This is a genomic window from Polynucleobacter sp. 30F-ANTBAC (assembly GCF_018882385.1).
Taxonomy (GTDB): domain Bacteria; phylum Pseudomonadota; class Gammaproteobacteria; order Burkholderiales; family Burkholderiaceae; genus Polynucleobacter.
The window spans coordinates 590,333-611,095 of record NZ_JACVON010000002.1; the positions used below are offsets into that span (position 1 = coordinate 590,333).

Below are 20,763 nucleotides of genomic sequence, written 5' to 3' on the forward strand. Positions count from 1 at the left end.
TATGAAAGTCTACAACTTAGCTTGCCCCTTGGATCACCGTTTTGAAGGGTGGTTTGCCTCTGAGGCAGATGCCTTAGAGCAGCAAAGTAACGGCATGTTGGTTTGTCCTATTTGTAATAGCCAAGAGATTCGACGCCTCTTATCTGCTCCAAGAATTGGTAAGCATGTGGGTCGTGATTTAGATGCTCCTCCAGCATCAAAACCTGAGGCTCACAATCAGTCGCCGACAACAATGGGATCAGGCGTAGCTGGTGGCGAGATATCGTCTCAGTTACCTCGTACGGCTGAAAATTCAATGGTTTTATCCGGTCAGGAGCAAGGTCAGCTTCAGGTTCAGATTCAGGCGGCTGTGATGCATGCCATGCGTGAAATCATTGGTAAAACTGAAGATGTGGGCAATCAATTTGCCGAGGAAGCCAGAAAAATTCACTATAAAGAAGCGCCAGAGCGCAGTATTCGTGGTCAGGCTACACCGGATGAAACTGCAGAACTTCGGGAAGAGGGGATTGAAGTGGTTCCACTCCCTTTTTTACCAGCCTTAAAAGATACTCTTCAGTAAGTTGGCTACTTTAATTAGCTGGAACTAGCTTTTTCTTACTGCTGTAGTCTTGGACTGGGATTTCATTTGGTTTAAGGCGTCTTTCGCAGATGGGGTTGCCATCCAAAACCTTCCAAACAGAGCAATCTTTATCCACGCTTTCTGAAATGGCATGATCTGTCGGGCTTTTACCCGTCGCTGCCGTAGTTGCAAGGCTGGCAGCTGTCATCGGGTAGGCTACGATCATGGCGCACCCCGTCATGGGACCGGCTAAGGCTAGAACCCCCAAAATGCTTAAATATCTAAAATATGCCAATTTGTTAAATTTTCGATATAGTTATAAGTCTAATAATATAAATGATGTAGGAGACAAAATGTCAGCAACTATTGGCCACCATATCAATGGTGAAATTATCCATTTTGGCGGTAAAACTGCCTCTGTGTATAACCCAGCAACTGGGCAAGTCTGTGCCCAAGTGGAGTTAGCCTCAGCAGATGATGTGGGCCGAGCTGTTGCAGCTGCTAAAGCAGCGTTTCCTGCTTGGTCGACGACTCCGGTGACTCGTCGCGCTAAGGTGATGTTTAATTTCAAAGCCATCATCGAATCCCGTTTGGATGAAATGGCAGAAGCCATTACCCGTGAGCACGGTAAAACGTTTGATGATGCAAAAGGTGAAATTCAGCGTGGTTTAGAAGTGGTTGATTTTGCTTGTGGTATCCCTCAATTGTTAAAAGGGGAGTACACCGAGCAAATTGCTAAAGGTATGGATGCCTGGACTATGCGTCAAGCTTTAGGTGTTTGCGCTGGCATTACGCCTTTTAACTTCCCTGCCATGGTGCCTATGTGGATGTACCCTGTCGCTATAGCGTGTGGCAATACATTCATTCTTAAGCCTTCAGAAAGAGATCCATCGGCCACCTTGTTAGCTGCTAAATGGTTAGAAGAAGCAGGCTTACCAAAAGGTGTCTTTAACGTTGTGCACGGCGATAAAACTGCGGTGGATGCTTTATTGGCTCACCCGGATGTAAAAGCTGTGAGCTTTGTGGGTTCCACCCCCATCGCTGCATATATTTATGAGACAGCAGCTAAAAATGGTAAACGTGTTCAGGCTCTTGGTGGTGCCAAGAACCATATGGTGGTGATGCCGGATGCCGATTTGGATCAGGCCGTCGATGCGTTGATGGGTGCGGCGTATGGTTCTGCAGGTGAGCGCTGTATGGCAATTTCAGTTGCTGTGGCAGTTGGTAACGTGGCAGATGCTTTGATTGCTAAATTAAGTGAGCGTATCCAAAAGCTCAAAATTGCTAACGGTATGACGCCGGGTGCAGAAATGGGCCCATTGGTCACCAAGATCCATTTGGATAAGGTCAAGGGTTATGTCGATGCCGGCGTTAAAGAGGGTGCCAAGTTGGTTGTCGATGGTCGTAACTTAAAAGTGGCCGGTGCTGAAGAAGGTTTCTTCTTGGGTGGCTGTTTATTTGACGATGTTAAACCAAATATGAGCATTTACAAAGATGAAATCTTTGGTCCTGTTTTGAGTGTGATGCGGGTGCCGGATGTAGCGACAGCGATTCAGTTAATCAACGACCATGAGTTTGGTAACGGTACCGCTATTTTCACAAGAGACGGTAGTACCGCACGTGAATTCGTGAGCCGTATCCAAGTTGGTATGGTGGGTGTTAACGTGCCTATTCCTGTGCCAATGGCATTCCACTCTTTTGGTGGTTGGAAGCGCAGTTTATTTGGCGATCACCACGTGCATGGTCCAGAAGGTGTGCGCTTCTATACGCGCATGAAGGCCGTAACTCAGCGCTGGCCAGATTCGATTACCCAGGGTCCTAGTTTCTCTATGCCAGTGAATGGTTAACCAGACGACTGATTTAAATCAAAAACATTTCAATTAGTTGGTTCGGCCTATTGTTTTAGGCGTTTTAACCAAGCTCACGGGAGCTAAAATAGCTCCCGTGAGTACTTTAGACCTTCCTGTTTGCAACGGTTCAGAAACGCTTTTTCAACCCGAGTTGTTAAAACGTTTTGATATCAATGGACCGAGATATACATCGTATCCAACGGCAGATCGTTTCCATCAAGCATTCAATGCGTCGCATTATGCCCAGGTTTTAAAAAGTGACTCAGTCAGCAGTAAACCCTTATCGCTGTATTTTCATTTGCCTTTTTGCCCGAATATTTGCTATTACTGTGGGTGCAACAAAATCATTACAAAAGATCATGGGCGAAGTGCCAAGTACATCAAGTATTTAGCAAAGGAAATGGCTTTGGTAACCGAGTTGATGGGGATGGTTGGTAAGAAAATACCGGTCACTCAGCTTCATTGGGGTGGTGGGACGCCTACTTTCTTATCCCACTCTGAAATGCGTGAACTCATGCATCAAACTAAGGAGCATTTTGAGTTACAAGAAGGGGGTGAGTACTCGATTGAGATTGATCCTCGTCGAGTAACCGAGGCGGACATCATTTTGTTGGCTGAACTTGGGTTCAATCGCATTAGCTTGGGCGTACAAGATTTTAATTTGGACGTTCAGCAAGCCGTTCATCGTGTTCAAACATTTGAGGAAACCCAGGCAGTATTGGATTGGTCCAGACAACATGGCTTTGAATCGGCTAGTGTGGATTTGATTTATGGTTTGCCCAAGCAAACCCCTGAGACATTTAAAGATACAGTTGATGCCGTGATTCAGATGAACCCTGATCGATTATCTGTCTATAGCTATGCTCATTTGCCAACCGTATTTAAGCCCCAACGCCGCATATCCGAATCGGATTTACCGGTAGCAGCAGATAAGCTCGAAATCCTCGCCAATACCATTGATCAGTTGGATGGTGCGGGTTACGTATTCATTGGTATGGATCATTTCTCTAAGCCTAACGATGAGTTAGCTATGGCTCAAAAAAATGGGCGACTCCATCGCAACTTCCAAGGTTATTCGACTCAAGCAGAATGCGATTTACTGGCTTTTGGTATTTCATCGATTGGTAAAGTCGCTAACATCTACACTCAGAACGTTAGAACTTTGGATGAGTATTACGATCTTTTAGATCAAAAGCAATTGCCAACCTTACGTGGGTTAGAGTTGAATGCCGATGACCTCATGAGACGCGAGTTGATTGGTGAGCTCATGTGTCAGTTCGAATTGGATACAGTTAGCTTTGCAAAAAATCACACAATTAATTTTGAGACGTATTTTGCTGCTGAAATCGAAGAGCTTAAAGGCCTGGAAGAGGCTGGATTGCTGGTGTGGCAAAATAAGAAAATAGTAATTCCCACCAAGGGGCGCCTTCTTGTTAGGAGGGTAGCGATGACCTTTGATCGCCACTTAAGAGATAGCAAGACCGAGGCTAAATACTCTAAAGTGGTTTAAGTTGATTCGCTGGTATCGATAGTTTTGAATCGAACAGTCACTTTCGTACCGTTTCCAAATGATTTATTTTCAACAGTAATGCTAGCCTGATGTTGGTTCACGATTTCTTTCACAATCGCCAAACCTAAGCCGCTGCCAGTCGCTTGATTACCTAAAACTCGGTAATAAGCATTAAAAATCTTCTCTTTTTCTGCATCCGGAATGGTTGCGCCATCATTGGTCACTGATAACTCAATGAATTGATTGCTCTCATTTAATGCCACATCAATGACGCCATTTTGAGTGCCATAGTGTGAGGCGTTATCAATCAGGTTTTGAAGGAGGCGCTCAATCTTGCTTTGTTCACCTTGAATCACATAATCGCCACTACTGTGGAATTTAATGGTTTGGCCTCGTTGATGAATAAGAGGGCTTTGTGCATGGATCACATCTTCGCAAATAGCATCTAAGGATAGCAGGGTTACCTTTTCTTTATCAACAGAGCCACTCATGCGGCTAAATGTTAATAATTGCTCTGCTAAGCGAGTTGTTCTTCGAAGACCTTTGAGGGCTTCTTCTAATGACTTACTTCTGTCTTGATCATTGTTAGCATTAACAGCATTTTGAATGTGGATCTGTAGTGCCGCAATCGGCGTTCTAATCTCGTGAGCAGCCGCATCGATAAAGCGTTGCTCTCTCGTAAAGTTATCTCTCACCCTTTGAAGTAAGTGATTTAGTTCATGAATGACAGGCTTTAACTCATTAGGAGTTTCATGTAACTCGATTGCTTCAATTGACTGCGGTTTGCGCTTGGATAAAAGATCAGCTAAAGCTTGTAATGGTCTTAGATTGGTGAATGCAATGGTGTTCACCACAATTAATAAAAGTAGTGCGCCCGCAACCAAAGGGGTGAGGATGGCTACGCCTAAGTCACTAGCCATTTCCTCTCGAACCGCATTTTTTTCAGCTGCCAATACAGATACTTGGCCTGATGTGAGTGTGAACACATGCCACAATTCATCATCCAATAGATGTTTGGTAAAGCCCGGCTTTAATGATCCTAAAGTTTCATTGGGGGCTGACGCAGATTTAGCTAGTAATGTGCCATCATTACGCCAAACTTGGAAAGCGATTCTGCTTTCGTAAGGGTGGCCAGTTTCTTCCCCGGCGCCATCAGCTTCCTCTAGTTCTTTAGGAAGGTTAATAATAATGGGGTTGGTAATGGTCGCCTTTTCTAATTGACGGGCCACTAAAGATTCAAGAACACGTGCTGAGGTTGCTAGGCGAGCGCTAAAAATTTCTTCTGATTCGTGCTCGGCAACCAATTGAGACCAAAATCCCATGCCGCCTAAAATAAATAGCATCGAAATCAAAATGCCAACTACCAAGCGCTGACGAATAGAATATTGTTTCATGATCATCAGTCTAACTTACCAATTCGATATCCAACGCCTCGGATAGTTTTGATGGCTTCTGCAGAAATTTTCTTTCTCAGATTATGAACGTGCACATCAATCGTATTACTCTCTACGCCATCCCCCCAACCATAGAGTGACTCCTCTAGTTGAGAGCGGTTAAATACTTGTTGAGGGTTCTCGGCCAGCTTTTTAATTAAAGTGAACTCTCTTCTTTGAAGGTCGAGTAATTCACCTTTCCACGTGACAGTAAATGCGGCTAAATCTAAAACCAATTGACCAATCTCTAAAAGATTATTGCTGCTACCACTTTGCCTTCTCTCCAAAACTCGGATGCGAGCTAAGAGTTCATCTAACTCAAATGGTTTGGTCAGGTAATCATCAGCACCCAAATCTAAGCCTAGGATGCGATCTTTCGTTGAATCTCTGGCAGATAAAATGAGAACGGGGATGTGATTGCCTTTTTGGCGAATTATTTTTAATACTTCTGTGCCATCTACTTTAGGTAAGCCTAAGTCTAGGATGGCCATATCAAAGTCAGAGTTTTTAAAGGCGTCGATAGCCTTTTGACCATCATTCACATGATCCACCAAATGGTTGGCACGTGTCAGAGCAGAAGCTAAGCCTGAAGCAAGCAATTCATCGTCTTCTACCAATAAAATTCTCACTGCAGCTTAGCCCTTTACCCTAAGATCTTTAATTTCTAAAAAGAATCAACAAACTCAATTATTTACGCTTTTCAGCAATTTTCTCAAGAATTTGATTAATTTCTTTGCGACGTCCATCATCAGCTACTTTGCGACCGTTACGAGCTGGTGCCGCTAGGGCTTTACGGAGTGCGCGTTCTGCACCGGCTAAATCACCATTTTTGAACAAAAAGTCACCGTAGAAGTAGTTCGGATCAATGCCGTCTGGGTTAATCGCTAAACCCTTTTTAAGGAACTCAGTCGCCTTCTTATCATCGCCAAAGCCGATCGGCCATCCTGGTACTTGGTAGTAGAGTGAGCCTAAGCTTGTGTATGCGGAACCATCAAGAGCGTTTGGGTTGATTTCAAGGGCTTTTTCAAGAGCCTTCTTAGCACTCTTCACATGACCTAATGCGCCTATACCACCTTTGGCACCAGCATAGCTCGATTCAATAATGCCGTGCCAAATTAATGGTTCAGCACGATTTGGATTTTGGTTAACCATCTTGTCAGCTAACTTGATCAAAGATTCAAAACCTTTTTCATGTTGCGCTGTTGGTGACTGATACTTTACTTTTTCCCACTCGCGTTGAAGTTCAGCAACATCTTCTTCTACACCAGCAAACGAAGATCCGCTAGCAAATGCTAGTAGGGTGAATAATGAAACGATAACTTTATGAATGTTTGTCATATAAAACTCCTTTTTATTTCTTCAGATATTTTTTAATGATGGGTAGTTGACCTAAGATAGCCTTGTCTGGAAGCTTAGGGAAAAGCTGATTCATAAACACAAAGAATGCTTCTTTGCCGCCTAACTTCTTTTCCCAGGCGTTTGTTTGTAAAAACTTCATTAATTCTGTAGCCACATATTCAGGTGTATCTGATTCTGTTTTTAGTTCCGCATTCATTTGCATGACCGTATCAGAGTTGATGGGGGTCTTAGTAGCTCTTGGCGCGAAATATCGAACGGACACAGAAGTATCTGATAACTCTCTTCGAAGGGATTGCGAGAAACCGCGCAAACCAAACTTGCTAGAGCAGTAAGTGGCAAAACCAGGAAAACCAATATAACCAAAAATAGAACCAATATTAATAATCTCTGCTTTAGCTTCTTTTTGTAAAAGATCCAGTAAACATTTGCTTAAGAGCATGGGGGCTAATAAGTTTGTATTCAATAGACCTTGAATCTCGTCAGAGCTTTGCTCATTGAAACTCTTAAATTGGCTGGTACCTGCATTGTTGATCAATAAATTGATGCCGCCAGTAGACTTAGCTAAAGCTTCAAGTCGCTGATGGGTATGGGTATCACCTATATCGCCAGCCAGAACTTCGATCTTTGCGCCAGTAGCTGCTAACTCTTGCTGAAGGCTAGCCAGCTTAGCTTCATTGCGGCCTAATAAAATCAAATGCTCGCATTGCGGTGCAAGCTGCCTTGCAATGGCTTGACCAATGCCGCCTGTGGCACCAGTGAGAACTGCTTTGTATCGATTTTGAGGCATATTTATCCGTTAAAAATAGCATCTTTTGATGGAAGGCTTCTAAAGATATCACCATACAGCTTATAAAAGCTTTTTGCACAACGAATGATAGTCGCTTGGTCATCAGGATCCTTCACTTGGTCCATGAGGCTTTCAAAGAACTTCACGTGCTCTAAATCAAGACTGCCATGAGAGTTAAGGTAGCTAAAAGCGTTAGGAGGAAGATCTAAAGACTCTTTGATGGAACCGGCAGCATTCGTAGCAATGGCAATGCTAGTGCCTTCTAAAACATGAACCATGCCAAAGAAGCCAACAGGATTGCCGCGATCAATTTGATGATAGGCATAAGCCACCATCATTTCAGTCGTCACGTGAGGTGCTGAATGCCTAACTTTTTCTGCGTCACCGCCACAAGCTGCGATGTCATTTAGGATCCACTCTTCATGACCCAGCTCTTCTTCAATATATTCGGCAATCGCCGTTCTTAACCAATTATGATGTTCTGGTAAACGCGATCCACATGCCATCAGCAAGGGTACAGTGTGCTTCACGTGATGATAGGCTTGCGTTAAAAAAGCAACGTATTGCTCTTTAATAATTTCACCTTTTAATGCTGACTGAATAATAGGGGCTGCAAAAAGAACCTGGCGTTCATTTTCGGTCGATGTTTGTAGTTGTGTAAAAAAACTCAATTTATTCTCCAAAATTGCTAATTAGTTTGTCAAATCAGGGCTTGCGTATAAAGACAAAAGCTTGCTCTGGTATTTTTTTAAGATCGCTTCTCGTTTAGGGCGGCCATTAGGGGTTGCTAGACCATTCGCTGGCGTTAGCGCTTCGTCAGCGATGAACCATGCACCAATGCGCGCGTAATCAGGTAGTTCCTGATTAACTTGTGAGATGGCTAATTCCAATTGTTCTTTACTAATTGCAGGACTGATTGGGACAAGTAGTGCTGATAAGTAAGCTTGACCATCGCCCATCACAACAGCCTGCGCAATGATGTTCGTGCCTAACAATAGAGACTCTGGCCACTCTGGCGAAACGTTTCTGCCAAAACTGGTAATTAAAATATTCTTTTTGCGACCATCTATAAATAAATAGCCTTCGTCATCTAAGTGACCGATATCCCCAGTTTGCAACCATTCGTCTTGAACAATAGGCTCACCTAGATAGTGAGTGAAGCCTTGACCAGAAATTTCAATTTCACCATCGACGGCAATTCTAATTTTTCGATTAGGTAATGCTTTGCCAACGCTATTGGACTTATTCGCTAATGGTGTGTTGAGGGCGACAACAGAGCTGCATTCTGAGAGGCCATAGCCCTCATAAGCCGGAATACCTTTTTCTCTTGCTTGAACAATTAAAGCTTCTGGCGTCTTGGCGCCACCAACTGCCACAAACTTGAGGCTCTTTAAGCGAGAATCATTCTTAGCGCAGCTCAGAGTGATAGCTTGAAGCATTTGTGGCAATAAGATCACACTTTCCGCTTGATGCTCTTCAATCGCATTTAAGCAGGCCTGGGCATCAAATTGACTGGCGCCTTTAAGGCCCACACTGGCTAATGGCAAACAAATATTTTCTGCGCCGCAAAGTAGGGCGGTGTAAACGCCGGCAATATTTTCTAAAAGAACTGCCAAGGGTAATAAATTGAGATGCTTTTTAATGCCAAGTGGGCGCAATGTCGTTTCTAAGGCTTCTGCTACTTGCCATTGTTGTTGGGTGCTTAAGCAAACGCCTTTGGGGGCTGAAGTTGTTCCTGAGGTAAATGTTATTTTTTGAACATGACTCAGCTGCACTTGCGCAGAGATGCCAGTAATCGAGCTAGCACTTTCATACAAACCAATAGAACCAACAACATTATTTTTAAAGACAAAACCCAGGTTTCTAGCAACATCCTCGTTGGCACAAAAAATAGCCTGAATGCCGCTGGTACGAATGGTGTGCACCCACTGTTCTGGACTGAAAAATCCAGGAAGTGGAATCAGTGTGAGGTTGAGAGCTTGGGTTGCTAAATCAACAGCAATCCATTCAGGTGAGTTATCCATCAATATGCCAACTGGCGCTTGAGGATCTTTCCTGTTTAAAAGAGCTGTTGAGAACTTCTCAATTTTTTGAAGTAGTTGAGCCTTATCCCAGCTTTCAGTTGCACCTGAGATGACGGCCTGGTGATCAGGTAATTTATTGATCCAGCTGTGCATAGCCTGATGCAATATCTCCAAACATAACTTGAGGTTTGGTGTCGTAATAAGTGCCCCAGTTCTTACCTTCATCAGGCAAGCGCTTAGGATTGGCTTCTGCTAATTGAACAAGCTTAATGCGTAAGCGTTTAAATGAATTTAATAGGTTATTGGTAGCTGTAAAGGCTACCCATTTATAACCTTGCTTGTTTAAGTAGTGTGTCATCGTGATAATTAAGGCTCTACCGGCGCCAGCATGGGTCGCTGCTAAATTGCCTACTTCAACGATTTCACTGCGTAAAGTATTTACACCAATGTGTGCAGCAATATCCATCTCTAGAGGTATATCAAGGTATTGCTCTAAAAATACTTTTTTATCGGTGATCGGTGAAAAACCTAAAGCTGCTAACCATTGACCGTTTTCATCACGGCAGCCCACCAAGATATCGCTAAAGTGATGAACATCAGCGCCATATGTCTTATAAAAAGTGTCAGCAATAAAGCTCTGTAGGTTCTCTCTATCTGGGTGATCTTTGGTCACCCATTCAAAATGGTAGCCAGAGTCCATAGAATTAATATCCAGATTAATTACTGTATGCTTCGAATACTGCTGAGTCATCAATGTAAGAGCCATTTGCTAGCCTTTTATGTCTAATATGGTTGTAACAATAAAGACCAAAAATTAAGGCTAAATTAAGAATCCCTAATATTTGCAGTATTTCTTTTGTTTTTATATAAACCATTGATTTATATAAGTATTATTTAAAGTCTTGGAGTGTCTGATGAAAAAATTACTAGGTATATTCTTAATAGCGGCAAGTTTTGGTGCTTTTGCAGCCCCCTTGTCAGTTGGTGACGCCTTGCCGGCCATCAATCTTAAAGATCAACACGAGCAAGCCTTTGTGGCCCCTGCAGATGTGCAAATCATTTTATTTGCGGCGGAGAAGGGCACCAGTGAACTCATGACTAAAACCCTTGAGACTTTGCCATCCAGCACATTAAAAGATAAGAAGGCTGTCTATATTGCTGACATCAGCGGTATGCCAGGTTTCATTACAAAAATGGTGGCGTTACCAAGGATGCAAAAGTTGGAGTATTTAATTGCCTTGGTCAGAGATGCTAAAGATGCTGAATATCTTCCTCGTCAACCTGCTAAGGTCACTGTGATCAAAGTGCAACAGGGAACAGTTTCTTCAATTGAGTATGTCAGTGACATGAGTCAATTAACTCAATTACTAAAATAATTAGCTTATTTTTATAGGTGACGTAACAGTGCTTTGATACTAGAATCCAAAACCAATAAATCTTATAAGAACTCTGTATGCTACGTTTTGATATTCCACCAGTTAATGCCAATGTCGCTCGTTTTGAGGCATTCGTAACTTTTTCTTTTTGCCTCATTGCATTACTAGGCTACCCATACCTCATGCCTATCTTAGCAGTCATGGGCTTTATCAGGGGTTTCTTTGGACACTACAAATGTCCTTCACATCGCCTATTTACAAAAATAATGACAGCGATGAACATCGCTGGGAAGAAAGAAAATGCTGGTGCAAAAATGTTTGCCAACAAAATTTTATTTGTGGCGGCAACGATTGCCAGTATCTTGTTTTACAGTGGCAATGACTTATGGAAAGTTCCAGCAACAGCATTGGCCATTTTTTCAACGCTCGAGTGGCTATTCTCTTTCTGTGTCGCTTGCTGGGCCTACGGCTACTGGTACAAGGCTTTTCCACCAAAATAAGGGTAAAAAGCCTTATTATTCAATGATACCTATGGAATCTATATAGATTCCATTTTTCATAGGTTAATAAATATTTATTCTTAATAAAACCTTAATTCCTAGTTAATAAACCGACTGTATTATCGGCAGATGCAAATTAAAACTAGTCCTTCATCAACACGAGCGTTTTTAGGTATCTTTTCTTGGAAGATAAGCCCTGAGTTGCTTGCCTTTGGTTTAAGTGTTTATTTTTCATTCTTTTTGAATGACATCCTTTGGAATGAGTTATTAAAAACTCAGACTGGGACCGCCACTTCTCGTTGGGCTTTTTTCTGGTCTGTATATGTAGCGGTAACAGCATTACAGTTTTTAATTATCAATTTAATGTTGTGGGGCAGGCTCAGCAAGTGGCTTGCTATTCTGTTGGTGGTGGCGACTGTATTGGCAGATTTTTATGCTGAAGCCTATGGCGTTCATTTTGATACCACCATGCTTCGCAATATATTTACGACTAATCCAGCTGAAGCAAAAGAATTATTGACTAGTTCAATGCTATTTCATTTTCTGAAATATGCGACCTTGCCTATTATTGCAATAATTTTTCTAAAGATTAAAACCAGCAGTGCTTTAAAGACAATTACTAAAAAATTGGCACTTACTGTCATAGTTTTGGTGTTGGCCTTAGGCTCTTTGCTGTCGCAATTTAAAAATTTCTCATCAACCATGAGAAATCATAAAGAAATCAGGCATCTTGTATTGCCGACTAGCTTTTTATTTTCATCTGCCAAGATTGCTTTACAAAGCACTGCTGAAGTCAATCAACAAGTCAAGAAAGTTGGCGATGATGCTGCAAGAGATTATGTTTCAATCACCAAGAAGCCCGAGATATTAGTCATTGTTGTGGGTGAAACTGTGCGAGCTGCTAATTGGGGGCTTTCAGGATATGAGCGCAATACCACGCCATTACTTGCGATGCAAAAGATACATAGTTTTCCATATGCTACAAGTTGTGGCACTAATACAGACACCTCAGTTCCTTGTATGTTCTCTCAAGAAGGCAGGCATCATTATGATGAGAAAAAAATTAGATCTAGCGAGTCATTACTTCATGTCGTCAATAAAGTTGGATTTGGAGTGACGTGGATTGATAACCAATCTGGATGTAAAGGAGTTTGTGCGGGTCTTGGTTTTATAGATGCAAAACTCCATGCAGCAACACAAAATTGTTTTGATGGGGGCTGTTACGACAATGCCTTGTTGGATAGTCTTGAGTGGCAAATCGATCATAATGCGAGCAATCAAGTCATTGTGTTGCATCAGTTGGGTAATCACGGCCCTGCTTATCATGCAAGATACCCTAAAGAGTTTGATAATTATCAACCGGCTTGTCATACATCAGACTTATCAAAATGTTCGCAGCAAGAGATAGTTAATGCTTATGACAATAGTGTGAGATACACGGACGCATTCCTATCAAAAACGATTGATCAACTAAAAAAACACAAAGATAAATCTACTTCATTGATTTATATGTCGGATCACGGTGAATCTTTGGGTGAGAATGGCATTTATCTGCATGGTTTGCCGTATTCAATTGCACCTAAAAATCAAACTCAAGTGCCATTTTTTATGTGGTTATCCGATAACTACAAATTAGATCATCCTAAGATTGATGATTGTGTGGCTGAGCTAAGTAAGAAACCTGCTCATCATGACAATTTATTCCACACTGTTTTAGGCATGTTTGATATTAAAACAAGCGTATATCAGAGAAGTTTTGATTTAACTGAAAAGTGCCATGGTTAAATATTCGAGTTTTCTATTCAGGCAATTTCAGATTTTAATTATTGCGGCACTCGTTCTATTAACTATATTCGAATTAACAAGTATTGATTTTTGGTTGAATAATTTTTTCTACAACCCAGACTTAAAAGAATTTGGTTTAAGGAATCACCCCTTCATGACTCAGGTGATGCATCACGGCATGAAGACTGCGATGTATGCCCTGGGAGTGGGATCCATCATATTTGCGATTTGGACTCTAAAAGTAGGTAAGACCTTATTAACAGCTCGCCATGTGTGGGTAGGTTCTTTAGGGGTTATCTTGATTCCTGCTTTAGTGGCTCTTTTAAAGCACTTAACCAATAAGCACTGCCCATGGAGTCTAGATGTCTATGGTGGCAGTGTGCCTTACGCAGGTCTGTTTGAAACTCATTTAAGTCAGTTTGGCACAGGTCAATGTTTCCCAGCAGGGCATGCTGCTGGTGGCTTTATGTGGTTTGCCTGGGCAATGGCTTTATGGTTTATTTATCCCAAACTTGCGAAAATCATTTTTTCCTTAGCCATTCTTTTAGGCTTGATCTTGGGTGTTTCTAGAATGATGCAGGGTGCCCATTTTATTTCTCATGTTTTATGGACAGCTTGGTTCTCTTGGGCAATCAGTTTAGTATTGGCGTTGATGTTTAAGCTGATGCCAGACAACGAGCTAACCCTTAAAAAAAGACGATCAAATTGACTCAATGCCAGTAAAAAAAATTACCAATCTCATCCAGCGACGCATTTTTAATACTTTGAAGTATTCGATTGAAGGTTTTTTGTTTGCTTGGCGCTCAGAAGAGGCTATTCGGATTGAGTGTTACCTAATGCCATTCGTGATTGTGGGAGCTATTTATCTGGGCCAGTCTAAAGTTGATCAGATCTTGATGATATCGAGCGGTCTCCTCGTCATCATGATTGAATTGCTTAATACAGCTATCGAGAAGACAATTGATCGTATATCTACTGAACAACATCCTCTATCAAAAGTAGTCAAGGATGTTGGTAGTGGGGCAGTACTTTTGGCAATGATTAATTTTATTTTTGTTTGGCTTATTTTGCTGTCTTAGTTATTCCAAACCGCTGGTTTTTTAGCTGCTTTCGCAAGACCCTCTAAATAAGCCTCATGGGCTTCTTTCTCATCAATGCTCGCTAATTGAATCGTTAGGCTAGTGGGTAGCGGTTTTCTTTTGGCTTGAGCGCTGGCACTATCTGCATGGCTTTCATCCATTAGGAAATCTTCTTGACCTCGAGTCATCGCTAGATAAACTTCGGCCAATAGCTCAGCATCGAGCAGAGCGCCGTGCAGTGTGCGATGTTCATTGCTGATGCCAAATCTCTCACAGAGAGCATCCAATGAATTTCTTCTGCCGGGGAACATTTCACGAGCATTCTTTAGGGTGTCGATCACTGCTTCTGTGTGATCAGTCATTTTTCCGCGTTTTAAAAGACTGAATTCAGCATCTAAAAATCCAACGTCAAAAGGTGCGTTATGAATAATCACTTCAGCACCTGTAAGGAAGCTGATGATTTCATCAGCCACATCGGCAAACACAGGTTTGTCTGATAAAAATTCAACCGTTAGACCATGAACTGCTACAGCACCCGGATCAATATCGCGCTGTGGATTGATGTAGTGGTGAAGCTTAGCGCCTGTTAAACGACGATCAATCATTTCTAGACAACCGATCTCAATCACACGATCACCGGTGAGTGGATTTAAGCCAGTAGTTTCCGTATCGAGAATAATTTGACGCATAGTAAATGGTAACTTTCTTAATCTTTTAGTATTTCTGCTGGGATTTCCATTGGGCCAGTGCCACTATATTTATCCAGATATAGATAAATAACAGGTGTGATCAGAAGCGTAACCACTTGAGAAACCAATAAGCCGCCAACTACAGCGATACCTAAGGGTTGCCTTAACTCAGCCCCTGCGCCAAGACCTAGGGCGATTGGAAGGGCTCCCATTAAAGCGGCAAAAGTCGTCATCATGATGGGTCTAAATCGGAGTAAACACGCTGATCGAATGGCTTCGCGTGGACTCATGTTTTGATGGCGTTGAACTTCCAGCGCAAAGTCAATCATAAGAATCGCATTCTTTTTGACAATACCAATGAGAAGTAGGATGCCAATAGTTGCAACAATGGTGAGCTCTAAGTTAAATAATCTTAAGAAGATTAATGCGCCAATGGCTGCAGAGGGCAAGCCTGCCAAGATTGTTAATGGATGAATATAACTCTCATAAAGAACACCCAATAAAACGTAAATAACTAGAACTGCAGCTAGCAATAAAATAACTTGACTGGATTGGCCGCTTTGAAACACCGCCGCATCGCCACCGTAACTTGTAATGATAGAAGGTGGCAATTTCAATTCTTTAACGTACTGCTCTAGTTTTTTGGTGGCATCACCAAGCGCGACATCGGGGGCTAAGTTAAATGAAATTGTGACTGCTGGTACCTGACCTTGGTGGTTAACTGCCGTCGGGCCAATAGTTCTTCTAAAGCTGGCAACACTGGATAGAGGAACTAATTTGTCACTTGTTCTGCCTCTAACGTAAATGCCGTTTAAGTCAGTTTCATACTGCTTGAACTCGTCAGCAGCCTGAAGGATGACTTGATAAGTATTGACGCTGGTGTAGATTGTGGAGACTTGTCTTTCACCATAAGCAGAATAAAGGGCGTTACGAATGTCGGCGATTGATACGCCTGCACTGGCTGCTTTTTCACGATCAATATCAATTTGAGCTTGAAGACCTTTTAGTTGTGAGTCTGTCGTGATATCTTTGAAGATAGTTGGATCAGCTCTCATTTTTTCAGTCACTTTGTTAGACCATTCATTGATTCCTTCAAAGCCTACACTTTGCAGGATGAACTGGTAACGACTTTTTGTTACTTTGCCGCCTAATTGAAGGTTCTGAATTGGGCGCAAATAAACTGCAAATCCTGGAATATCTTTTAGATCTTTACGCAAACTTTCTAAGACCTGTTTCATATTGCCGCGTTCACTTCGCGGCTTCAGGTTGACAAACATGCGACCTGAATTAGATCCTGAGATAACACCGCCACCGATAACTGAAACAAGTCCTTCAATATGAACGTTGTTGCGCACAATTTCAGCTGCTTGTGCTTGTAGCTTGACTAGCTCATTAAAAGAGACATCCTCAGCTGCTTCTGTTGTGACAAAAATCTGACCAGTATCCTCTTCAGGGAAGAAGCCTTTGGGGCTCCAGACAAATAAAGCAATCGTGATGATGAATGTTGCAATAGAGCCTTGCAAAACCAGGCGTTGATTGTTAAGCGCCCAATCTAATGCTGTTTCATAGGTGGCGATAACTTTATTGAAGTAATGATCAAATTGGAGGGTGATGGGGTACTCTTTAGGGGTTGTATGAGCTTTCGGTAAAAAACGACTGCATAGCATCGGAACTAGTGTTAAAGATACAACTGCAGACACCAAAATTGACAATGACACTACGACAGCAAACTCTCTAAAGACAAGTCCAATAGGGCCTGGCATAAAAAAGATGGGAATAAAAACAGCAACCAATGAGATTGAGATTGAAACGATAGTGAAGCCAACTTCTCGGCTGCCAATAAGAGCTGCCTTGAGTGGGTCTACGCCTTTTTCAATATGGCGCATGATATTTTCTAAGACGACGATGGCATCGTCAACAACAAGACCTACCGCAATCGTAATACCCAGTAAGGAAATATTATCTAAGCTGTAACCCATCCAATACATGATGGAGAATGCGCCAATTAATGAAATTGGCAAACTCAGAGCCGGAATAATTGTGGCAGAAAGATGTTTTAAAAATAGGAAAATGACCATTACGACCAAACCAATGGTGAGTAATAGGGTGAGGTTCACATCGTGAATTGATTCGCGAATAGATTTGGAGCGATCAATGACAAAATTAAATTCAATAGATGCCGGTATTTGTTTTTGGAAGTTAGGAATCATTTCCTGAACAGCATCAACAACCTTGACAGAGTTAGCAGTAGGTTGACGGAGAATGGCGAGTGCAATAGAGCGTTCGCCATTAAATGCAGCTAAAGTTTTTACGGATTCATAGCTCTCTTGAACATCAGCCACATCCTTTAGTTTGATAGGTAAGCCATTTCGTTGTGCGATGACTAAGTTAGCATATTCGCTTGCTTTGACTATTTGAGGATTGGCATAGATGGTGAGTTGCTGGCGAGGGCCATCTAAAAGACCTACGGGTGTGTTCGAATTGGCTGCATTAATGGCTTTAGCAATATCATCAATGGTCAAGTTTTTAGAAGCTAAAAGAGATGGGTTAACTCCTACTCTAACGGCATAACGTTTTTGACCATAGACTAAAACCTGAGCTACACCATCAATAGTTGATAGGGTTGGGGAGATTAAATTCTCTGCATAGTCACTGATTTGCGACAGATCCATGGATGGAGATGTCATAGTCATAATCAGCACAGGCGCATCTGCCGGATTAACTTTCCGATACGATGGCGGATTAGTCATCTCAATGGGTAAGCGTTTTTGTGCGCGCAAAAGTGCAGCTTGAACATCTACCGAAGCTTTATCAATATCGCGATCGTTGTTAAACTCAAGTGTGATGCTGGAGCTACCAAGGGTATTAGTTGAGCTAATCACCTTGATACCATCAATGGTTGAAAACTCTTTTTCAAGCGGTAATGCAACAGATGAAGCCATGTTCTCGGGGCTTGCTCCCGGGAGGTTGGCGCTGACTTGAATAACCGGGGTATTAAAACTTGGTAACGCAGCAACTGGTATTTTGAGATAAGCGACTGTTCCAGCAACAACTGTAGCTAATGATAGTAAAACCGTCATTACTGGACGGCGTATACATAATTCTGAGATGTTCATTGGCTCTTAGCTTTCTCAGCGCTTTTGGTTTCTCTAATTTGACCTTTAGGTCTTAAATTTTGTTTGCCCTCAACCACAATCTTGTCATCAAGATTGACGCCGCTGATCACGCTCTGACCTAGGTATTGGTGAATGATTTTGATAGGAGTTAAATCTACTTTATTTTCTTTATCGACAACATAAAGAAAATCTCCTTTGGTGTTAGTGACAACCGCATGAGTTGGGATCACCAAAGCATCTTTAAGTGTTTTTGCTTTGAGTTTGATTCTGACAAATTGACCTGGGATCATAAGACCTGCTTGGTTGCTCAGTTCTGCTTTAACGCGAACCGCACCAATGGCAGGATCTACTTGGTTATCAACTACGTAGACTTTCCCTTCAACGGGTTTGTCTGCGCCATTGACTTCTACGCTAACGCTAAGATCATCGCCTTCTTCACGTTTCCCCAAAATTAATGGTATTTCTTTTTCCGAAATCGTAAATTGAACATTGATTGGGTCTAGCTGCGTAATTGTTGCCATCGCTCCAGTTGTCGTGGTTGAGGTGGCGCTACTGGTTGTCGATACGTTAGTGCCTGCTTGAACTAGGCTACCAACGAAAACATTGATAACGCCAGCGCGACCATTGATCGGTGAGCGGATGTGGTCAAAGCTCAGTGCTACTTCTGCTGCTCGAGCATTCGCTTTGGCTGACTCCATATTTGCTTTTGATGTATCAGCCGCTGCTTGGGAAATAAATTTTTTCTCAATCAGCTCTAAGGAGCGTTTGTATTGGCGAGTTGCATCATCGGCCAAGGCTTTTGCTTTATCGAAGTTGGCTTTGCTGGCTCGGTCGTCTAATGTAAATAATAGGTCGCCAGCTTTGACTGCTTGACCTTCTTTAATGTGAATTTTGCTGACCACATTGGTTGTTTGAGGACGGATATCAACAATGTTTTTAGCAACGATATTGCCAGTTGCTTCGAGGATCACTGGAATATCTTTTTTCTCAACTAATATTGTTGTCACTAATTGAGGAGGCATTTTTTTGCCTGTATCTGGGAAGAAGTAGTTGTAGGCGTAATTCAAACCATACAGAATGACAATGCCCGCAATAATTTTCTTTTTATGGAGCATGCAAAAAGCATAAATCTTCACGATATCAATTTTTTTAATCAATTGAGTGAGTTGTGTGATGACTTGGCAGCTACAAGCCAATAATCGAGCTTTTAATTTTTCAATAAATGGCATACCTGAAGGGGTTCTTGAGAACCCGCTATCTCCTTATAGTCTTTGGTTCAATTTTCGCACATTTAAGGGTCGCCGGCTGATATCTCAGGAGCCCTCGCCATTGCCCAACAGCCTGCATGGTGATGATGTTTTTGAGCTTGTAAATTGTGCTTTGGAGTTCAGATTCTTAAAATTTAGCTGCTTGGTCTTTTAAATGCTCTTCAACGCCCTTATTGGCTAGGGCGTCAGCTAATTCATTCCCCGGGTGTCCTGCGTGACCTTTGACCCAGTGCCAATTGATCTCATGAAGACCTAAAAGGCTATCGATTTCCTGCCATAGGTCGACATTCTTAACAGGATCTTTGCTGGCTGTTTTCCAGCCCCGAGCTTTCCAGCCGCCCATCCACTCGGTGACACCCTGCATCACATACTTGGAGTCGGTATAAATGGAAACATGGCAGGCCATTTTTAGCGCTTTTAGAGCCTCAATCACCGCTTTCATTTCCATACGGTTATTGGTTGTCAGGGTTTCTCCACCGTGTAATAACTTTTCTTTATCACCGGATCTAAGAACAACGCCCCAGCCACCAGGACCAGGATTCCCTTTACAAGCGCCATCTGTGTAAATAATGACGCGACCTTGAACCGGTTGTGATGTTTCACTCATTCTGTACTTTCCAATTTTTCCATTCCGGAGGAGCGCGGGTGACCTTGCAGATTGGACACCGGATTGAGTTGCGCATTTTTAGCAGGTTTACCGAGATCAATCCTTCCTACCATCGTCAAAGTAGAAACTCTCTTAATCGCAGAAACCATAAAAACAGATCCTAAAACAGGCCACCATCTGTCGCCTGCTTTTTCTAGAAAGCCCATTTTAGACATGCCTGCTTCACTTCTTAGAGGTAAACGGTAACAGCCAAATCGACCTCTGTCGACTGAAAAGTCTAATAACTTTAACCAATCTTTGATTCTTAATAAATCGATGAACTGACCTTCTCTAGGAAGGTAGGGTTGGCCAATCAAGTGACTGCAATATTGTCTTAAACCCCATAAGCTGGCGGGATTGAATCCAGAGATGACAACACGACCCTCTGGCATCAGAATGCGGTTAACTTCACGGAGTACGCTGTGCGGATCATCTGTAAATTCAAGCACATGGGGCAGTAAAACCAGATCAATACTTTGATTGGCGAAAGGGAGCTTATCCGGCAAACCACTGATGGTTTGCCAAGTTGCTGCATGCTGCTCATGTGGGCGATCATGAGGGGCTCTCAAGATCATTTGCAAGGGCATACGGTTCTCTTTTAAACCCTGAAGTTGCGGTAATCCAATTTGAAGGGCGTGATATCCGAAAATATCACTAACAATGTGGTCAAATTGAGCCTGTTGCCACTTCAAGACGTATTGTCCTGGGGGCGAGCTAAGCCATTCATCCCAGGATGACCAAGATGATGGCTTCGTTTGTTCAGGCCTTGCTTGATTCATAGG

21 protein-coding genes are annotated in these 20,763 nt (G+C 42.4%); 8 read left to right on the forward strand and 13 right to left on the reverse strand.

Annotation, left to right across the window (positions count from 1 at the left end; genetic code table 11):
- The first annotated feature begins 1 nt into the window (after position 1).
- On the forward strand, positions 2 to 559 hold the full coding sequence (locus ICN28_RS08500; RefSeq protein ID WP_216287857.1) for a DUF1178 family protein: 558 nt from the start codon (positions 2 to 4) through the stop codon (positions 557 to 559).
- 10 nt (positions 560 to 569) lie between these two features.
- On the opposite strand, the gene ICN28_RS08505 is transcribed toward ICN28_RS08500, so the two are convergent.
- Positions 570 to 785, reverse strand: a complete 216-nt coding sequence (locus ICN28_RS08505; protein ID WP_216287858.1) for a hypothetical protein — start codon at positions 783 to 785, stop codon at positions 570 to 572.
- Between the two features lie 127 nt (positions 786 to 912).
- Here ICN28_RS08505 and ICN28_RS08510 point away from each other — a divergent pair, with 127 nt between their 5' ends.
- On the forward strand, positions 913 to 2,406 hold the full coding sequence (locus ICN28_RS08510; protein ID WP_216287859.1) for a CoA-acylating methylmalonate-semialdehyde dehydrogenase: 1,494 nt from the start codon (positions 913 to 915) through the stop codon (positions 2,404 to 2,406).
- A gap of 97 nt (positions 2,407 to 2,503) precedes the next feature.
- The gene (hemN, locus tag ICN28_RS08515) at positions 2,504 to 3,919 is read left to right on the forward strand and encodes an oxygen-independent coproporphyrinogen III oxidase (protein WP_370626477.1); all 1,416 of its coding nucleotides are present in this window, start codon (positions 2,504 to 2,506) and stop codon (positions 3,917 to 3,919) included.
- Here the strand turns inward: hemN and ICN28_RS08520 are convergent.
- Genes ICN28_RS08520 through ICN28_RS08550 form a run of 7 tightly spaced genes read right to left on the reverse strand, consistent with a single transcriptional unit; the run spans position 3,916 to position 10,288 of the window.
- Entirely contained in the window at positions 3,916 to 5,313 is a 1,398-nt protein-coding gene (locus ICN28_RS08520; RefSeq protein WP_255536194.1) for an ATP-binding protein, read from the reverse strand. The two genes, hemN and ICN28_RS08520, sit on opposite strands and share 4 nt — an antisense overlap.
- A 5-nt stretch (positions 5,314 to 5,318) precedes the next feature.
- The gene (locus ICN28_RS08525; RefSeq protein WP_216287867.1) at positions 5,319 to 5,981 is read right to left on the reverse strand and encodes a response regulator; all 663 of its coding nucleotides are present in this window, start codon (positions 5,979 to 5,981) and stop codon (positions 5,319 to 5,321) included.
- A gap of 58 nt (positions 5,982 to 6,039) precedes the next feature.
- On the reverse strand, positions 6,040 to 6,690 hold the full coding sequence (locus tag ICN28_RS08530; RefSeq protein ID WP_216287869.1) for a hypothetical protein: 651 nt from the start codon (positions 6,688 to 6,690) through the stop codon (positions 6,040 to 6,042).
- 13 nt (positions 6,691 to 6,703) lie between these two features.
- The gene (locus ICN28_RS08535; RefSeq protein ID WP_216287870.1) at positions 6,704 to 7,498 is read right to left on the reverse strand and encodes an SDR family oxidoreductase; all 795 of its coding nucleotides are present in this window, start codon (positions 7,496 to 7,498) and stop codon (positions 6,704 to 6,706) included.
- A gap of 2 nt (positions 7,499 to 7,500) precedes the next feature.
- Positions 7,501 to 8,169, reverse strand: a complete 669-nt coding sequence (locus tag ICN28_RS08540; protein WP_216287871.1) for a TenA family transcriptional regulator — start codon at positions 8,167 to 8,169, stop codon at positions 7,501 to 7,503.
- Between the two features lie 21 nt (positions 8,170 to 8,190).
- Positions 8,191 to 9,675, reverse strand: a complete 1,485-nt coding sequence (locus ICN28_RS08545) for an AMP-binding protein (RefSeq protein WP_216287872.1) — start codon at positions 9,673 to 9,675, stop codon at positions 8,191 to 8,193.
- Entirely contained in the window at positions 9,656 to 10,288 is a 633-nt protein-coding gene (locus ICN28_RS08550) for a thermostable hemolysin (protein ID WP_216287873.1), read from the reverse strand. The genes ICN28_RS08545 and ICN28_RS08550 overlap by 20 nt, the downstream gene beginning before the upstream one ends.
- 148 nt (positions 10,289 to 10,436) lie before the next feature.
- On the opposite strand from ICN28_RS08550, the gene ICN28_RS08555 reads away from it, so the two are divergent.
- From ICN28_RS08555 to ICN28_RS08575, 5 genes are all read left to right on the forward strand, one after another.
- On the forward strand, positions 10,437 to 10,898 hold the full coding sequence (locus tag ICN28_RS08555) for a hypothetical protein (protein WP_216287874.1): 462 nt from the start codon (positions 10,437 to 10,439) through the stop codon (positions 10,896 to 10,898).
- Positions 10,899 to 10,975: 77 nt separating this feature from the next.
- Positions 10,976 to 11,398 (forward strand): DUF4395 family protein, encoded by a 423-nt coding sequence (locus ICN28_RS08560; RefSeq protein WP_216287876.1) that lies wholly within the window; start codon positions 10,976 to 10,978, stop codon positions 11,396 to 11,398.
- A gap of 129 nt (positions 11,399 to 11,527) precedes the next feature.
- Positions 11,528 to 13,183 (forward strand): phosphoethanolamine transferase, encoded by a 1,656-nt coding sequence (locus ICN28_RS08565; protein WP_216287877.1) that lies wholly within the window; start codon positions 11,528 to 11,530, stop codon positions 13,181 to 13,183.
- Positions 13,184 to 13,277: 94 nt separating this feature from the next.
- Positions 13,278 to 13,892 carry a phosphatase PAP2 family protein gene (locus ICN28_RS08570; RefSeq protein WP_216287878.1) on the forward strand — a complete coding sequence of 205 codons (615 nt, stop codon included), beginning with the start codon at positions 13,278 to 13,280 and terminating at the stop codon, positions 13,890 to 13,892.
- Positions 13,893 to 13,896: 4 nt separating this feature from the next.
- Positions 13,897 to 14,262, forward strand: coding sequence for a diacylglycerol kinase (locus tag ICN28_RS08575; protein ID WP_216287879.1), 366 nt, complete (start codon positions 13,897 to 13,899; stop codon positions 14,260 to 14,262).
- Here the strand turns inward: ICN28_RS08575 and dnaQ are convergent.
- From dnaQ to ICN28_RS08600, 5 genes are all read right to left on the reverse strand, one after another.
- Positions 14,259 to 14,951, reverse strand: coding sequence for a DNA polymerase III subunit epsilon (dnaQ, locus tag ICN28_RS08580; protein ID WP_216287880.1), 693 nt, complete (start codon positions 14,949 to 14,951; stop codon positions 14,259 to 14,261). The genes ICN28_RS08575 and dnaQ overlap by 4 nt on opposite strands.
- Before the next feature lie 17 nt (positions 14,952 to 14,968).
- Positions 14,969 to 18,067: an efflux RND transporter permease subunit gene (locus tag ICN28_RS08585; protein WP_216287881.1), complete on the reverse strand. Its 3,099-nt coding sequence runs from the start codon at positions 18,065 to 18,067 to the stop codon at positions 14,969 to 14,971.
- Positions 18,064 to 19,296 carry an efflux RND transporter periplasmic adaptor subunit gene (locus ICN28_RS08590; protein ID WP_216287882.1) on the reverse strand — a complete coding sequence of 411 codons (1,233 nt, stop codon included), beginning with the start codon at positions 19,294 to 19,296 and terminating at the stop codon, positions 18,064 to 18,066. Before ICN28_RS08590 ends, ICN28_RS08585 begins: the two co-directional genes overlap by 4 nt.
- A gap of 166 nt (positions 19,297 to 19,462) precedes the next feature.
- Positions 19,463 to 19,942, reverse strand: a complete 480-nt coding sequence (gene rnhA, locus ICN28_RS08595; protein WP_216287888.1) for a ribonuclease HI — start codon at positions 19,940 to 19,942, stop codon at positions 19,463 to 19,465.
- On the reverse strand, positions 19,939 to 20,760 hold the full coding sequence (locus ICN28_RS08600) for a class I SAM-dependent methyltransferase (protein WP_216287889.1): 822 nt from the start codon (positions 20,758 to 20,760) through the stop codon (positions 19,939 to 19,941). Before ICN28_RS08600 ends, rnhA begins: the two co-directional genes overlap by 4 nt.
- Positions 20,761 to 20,763: the final 3 nt, after the last annotated feature.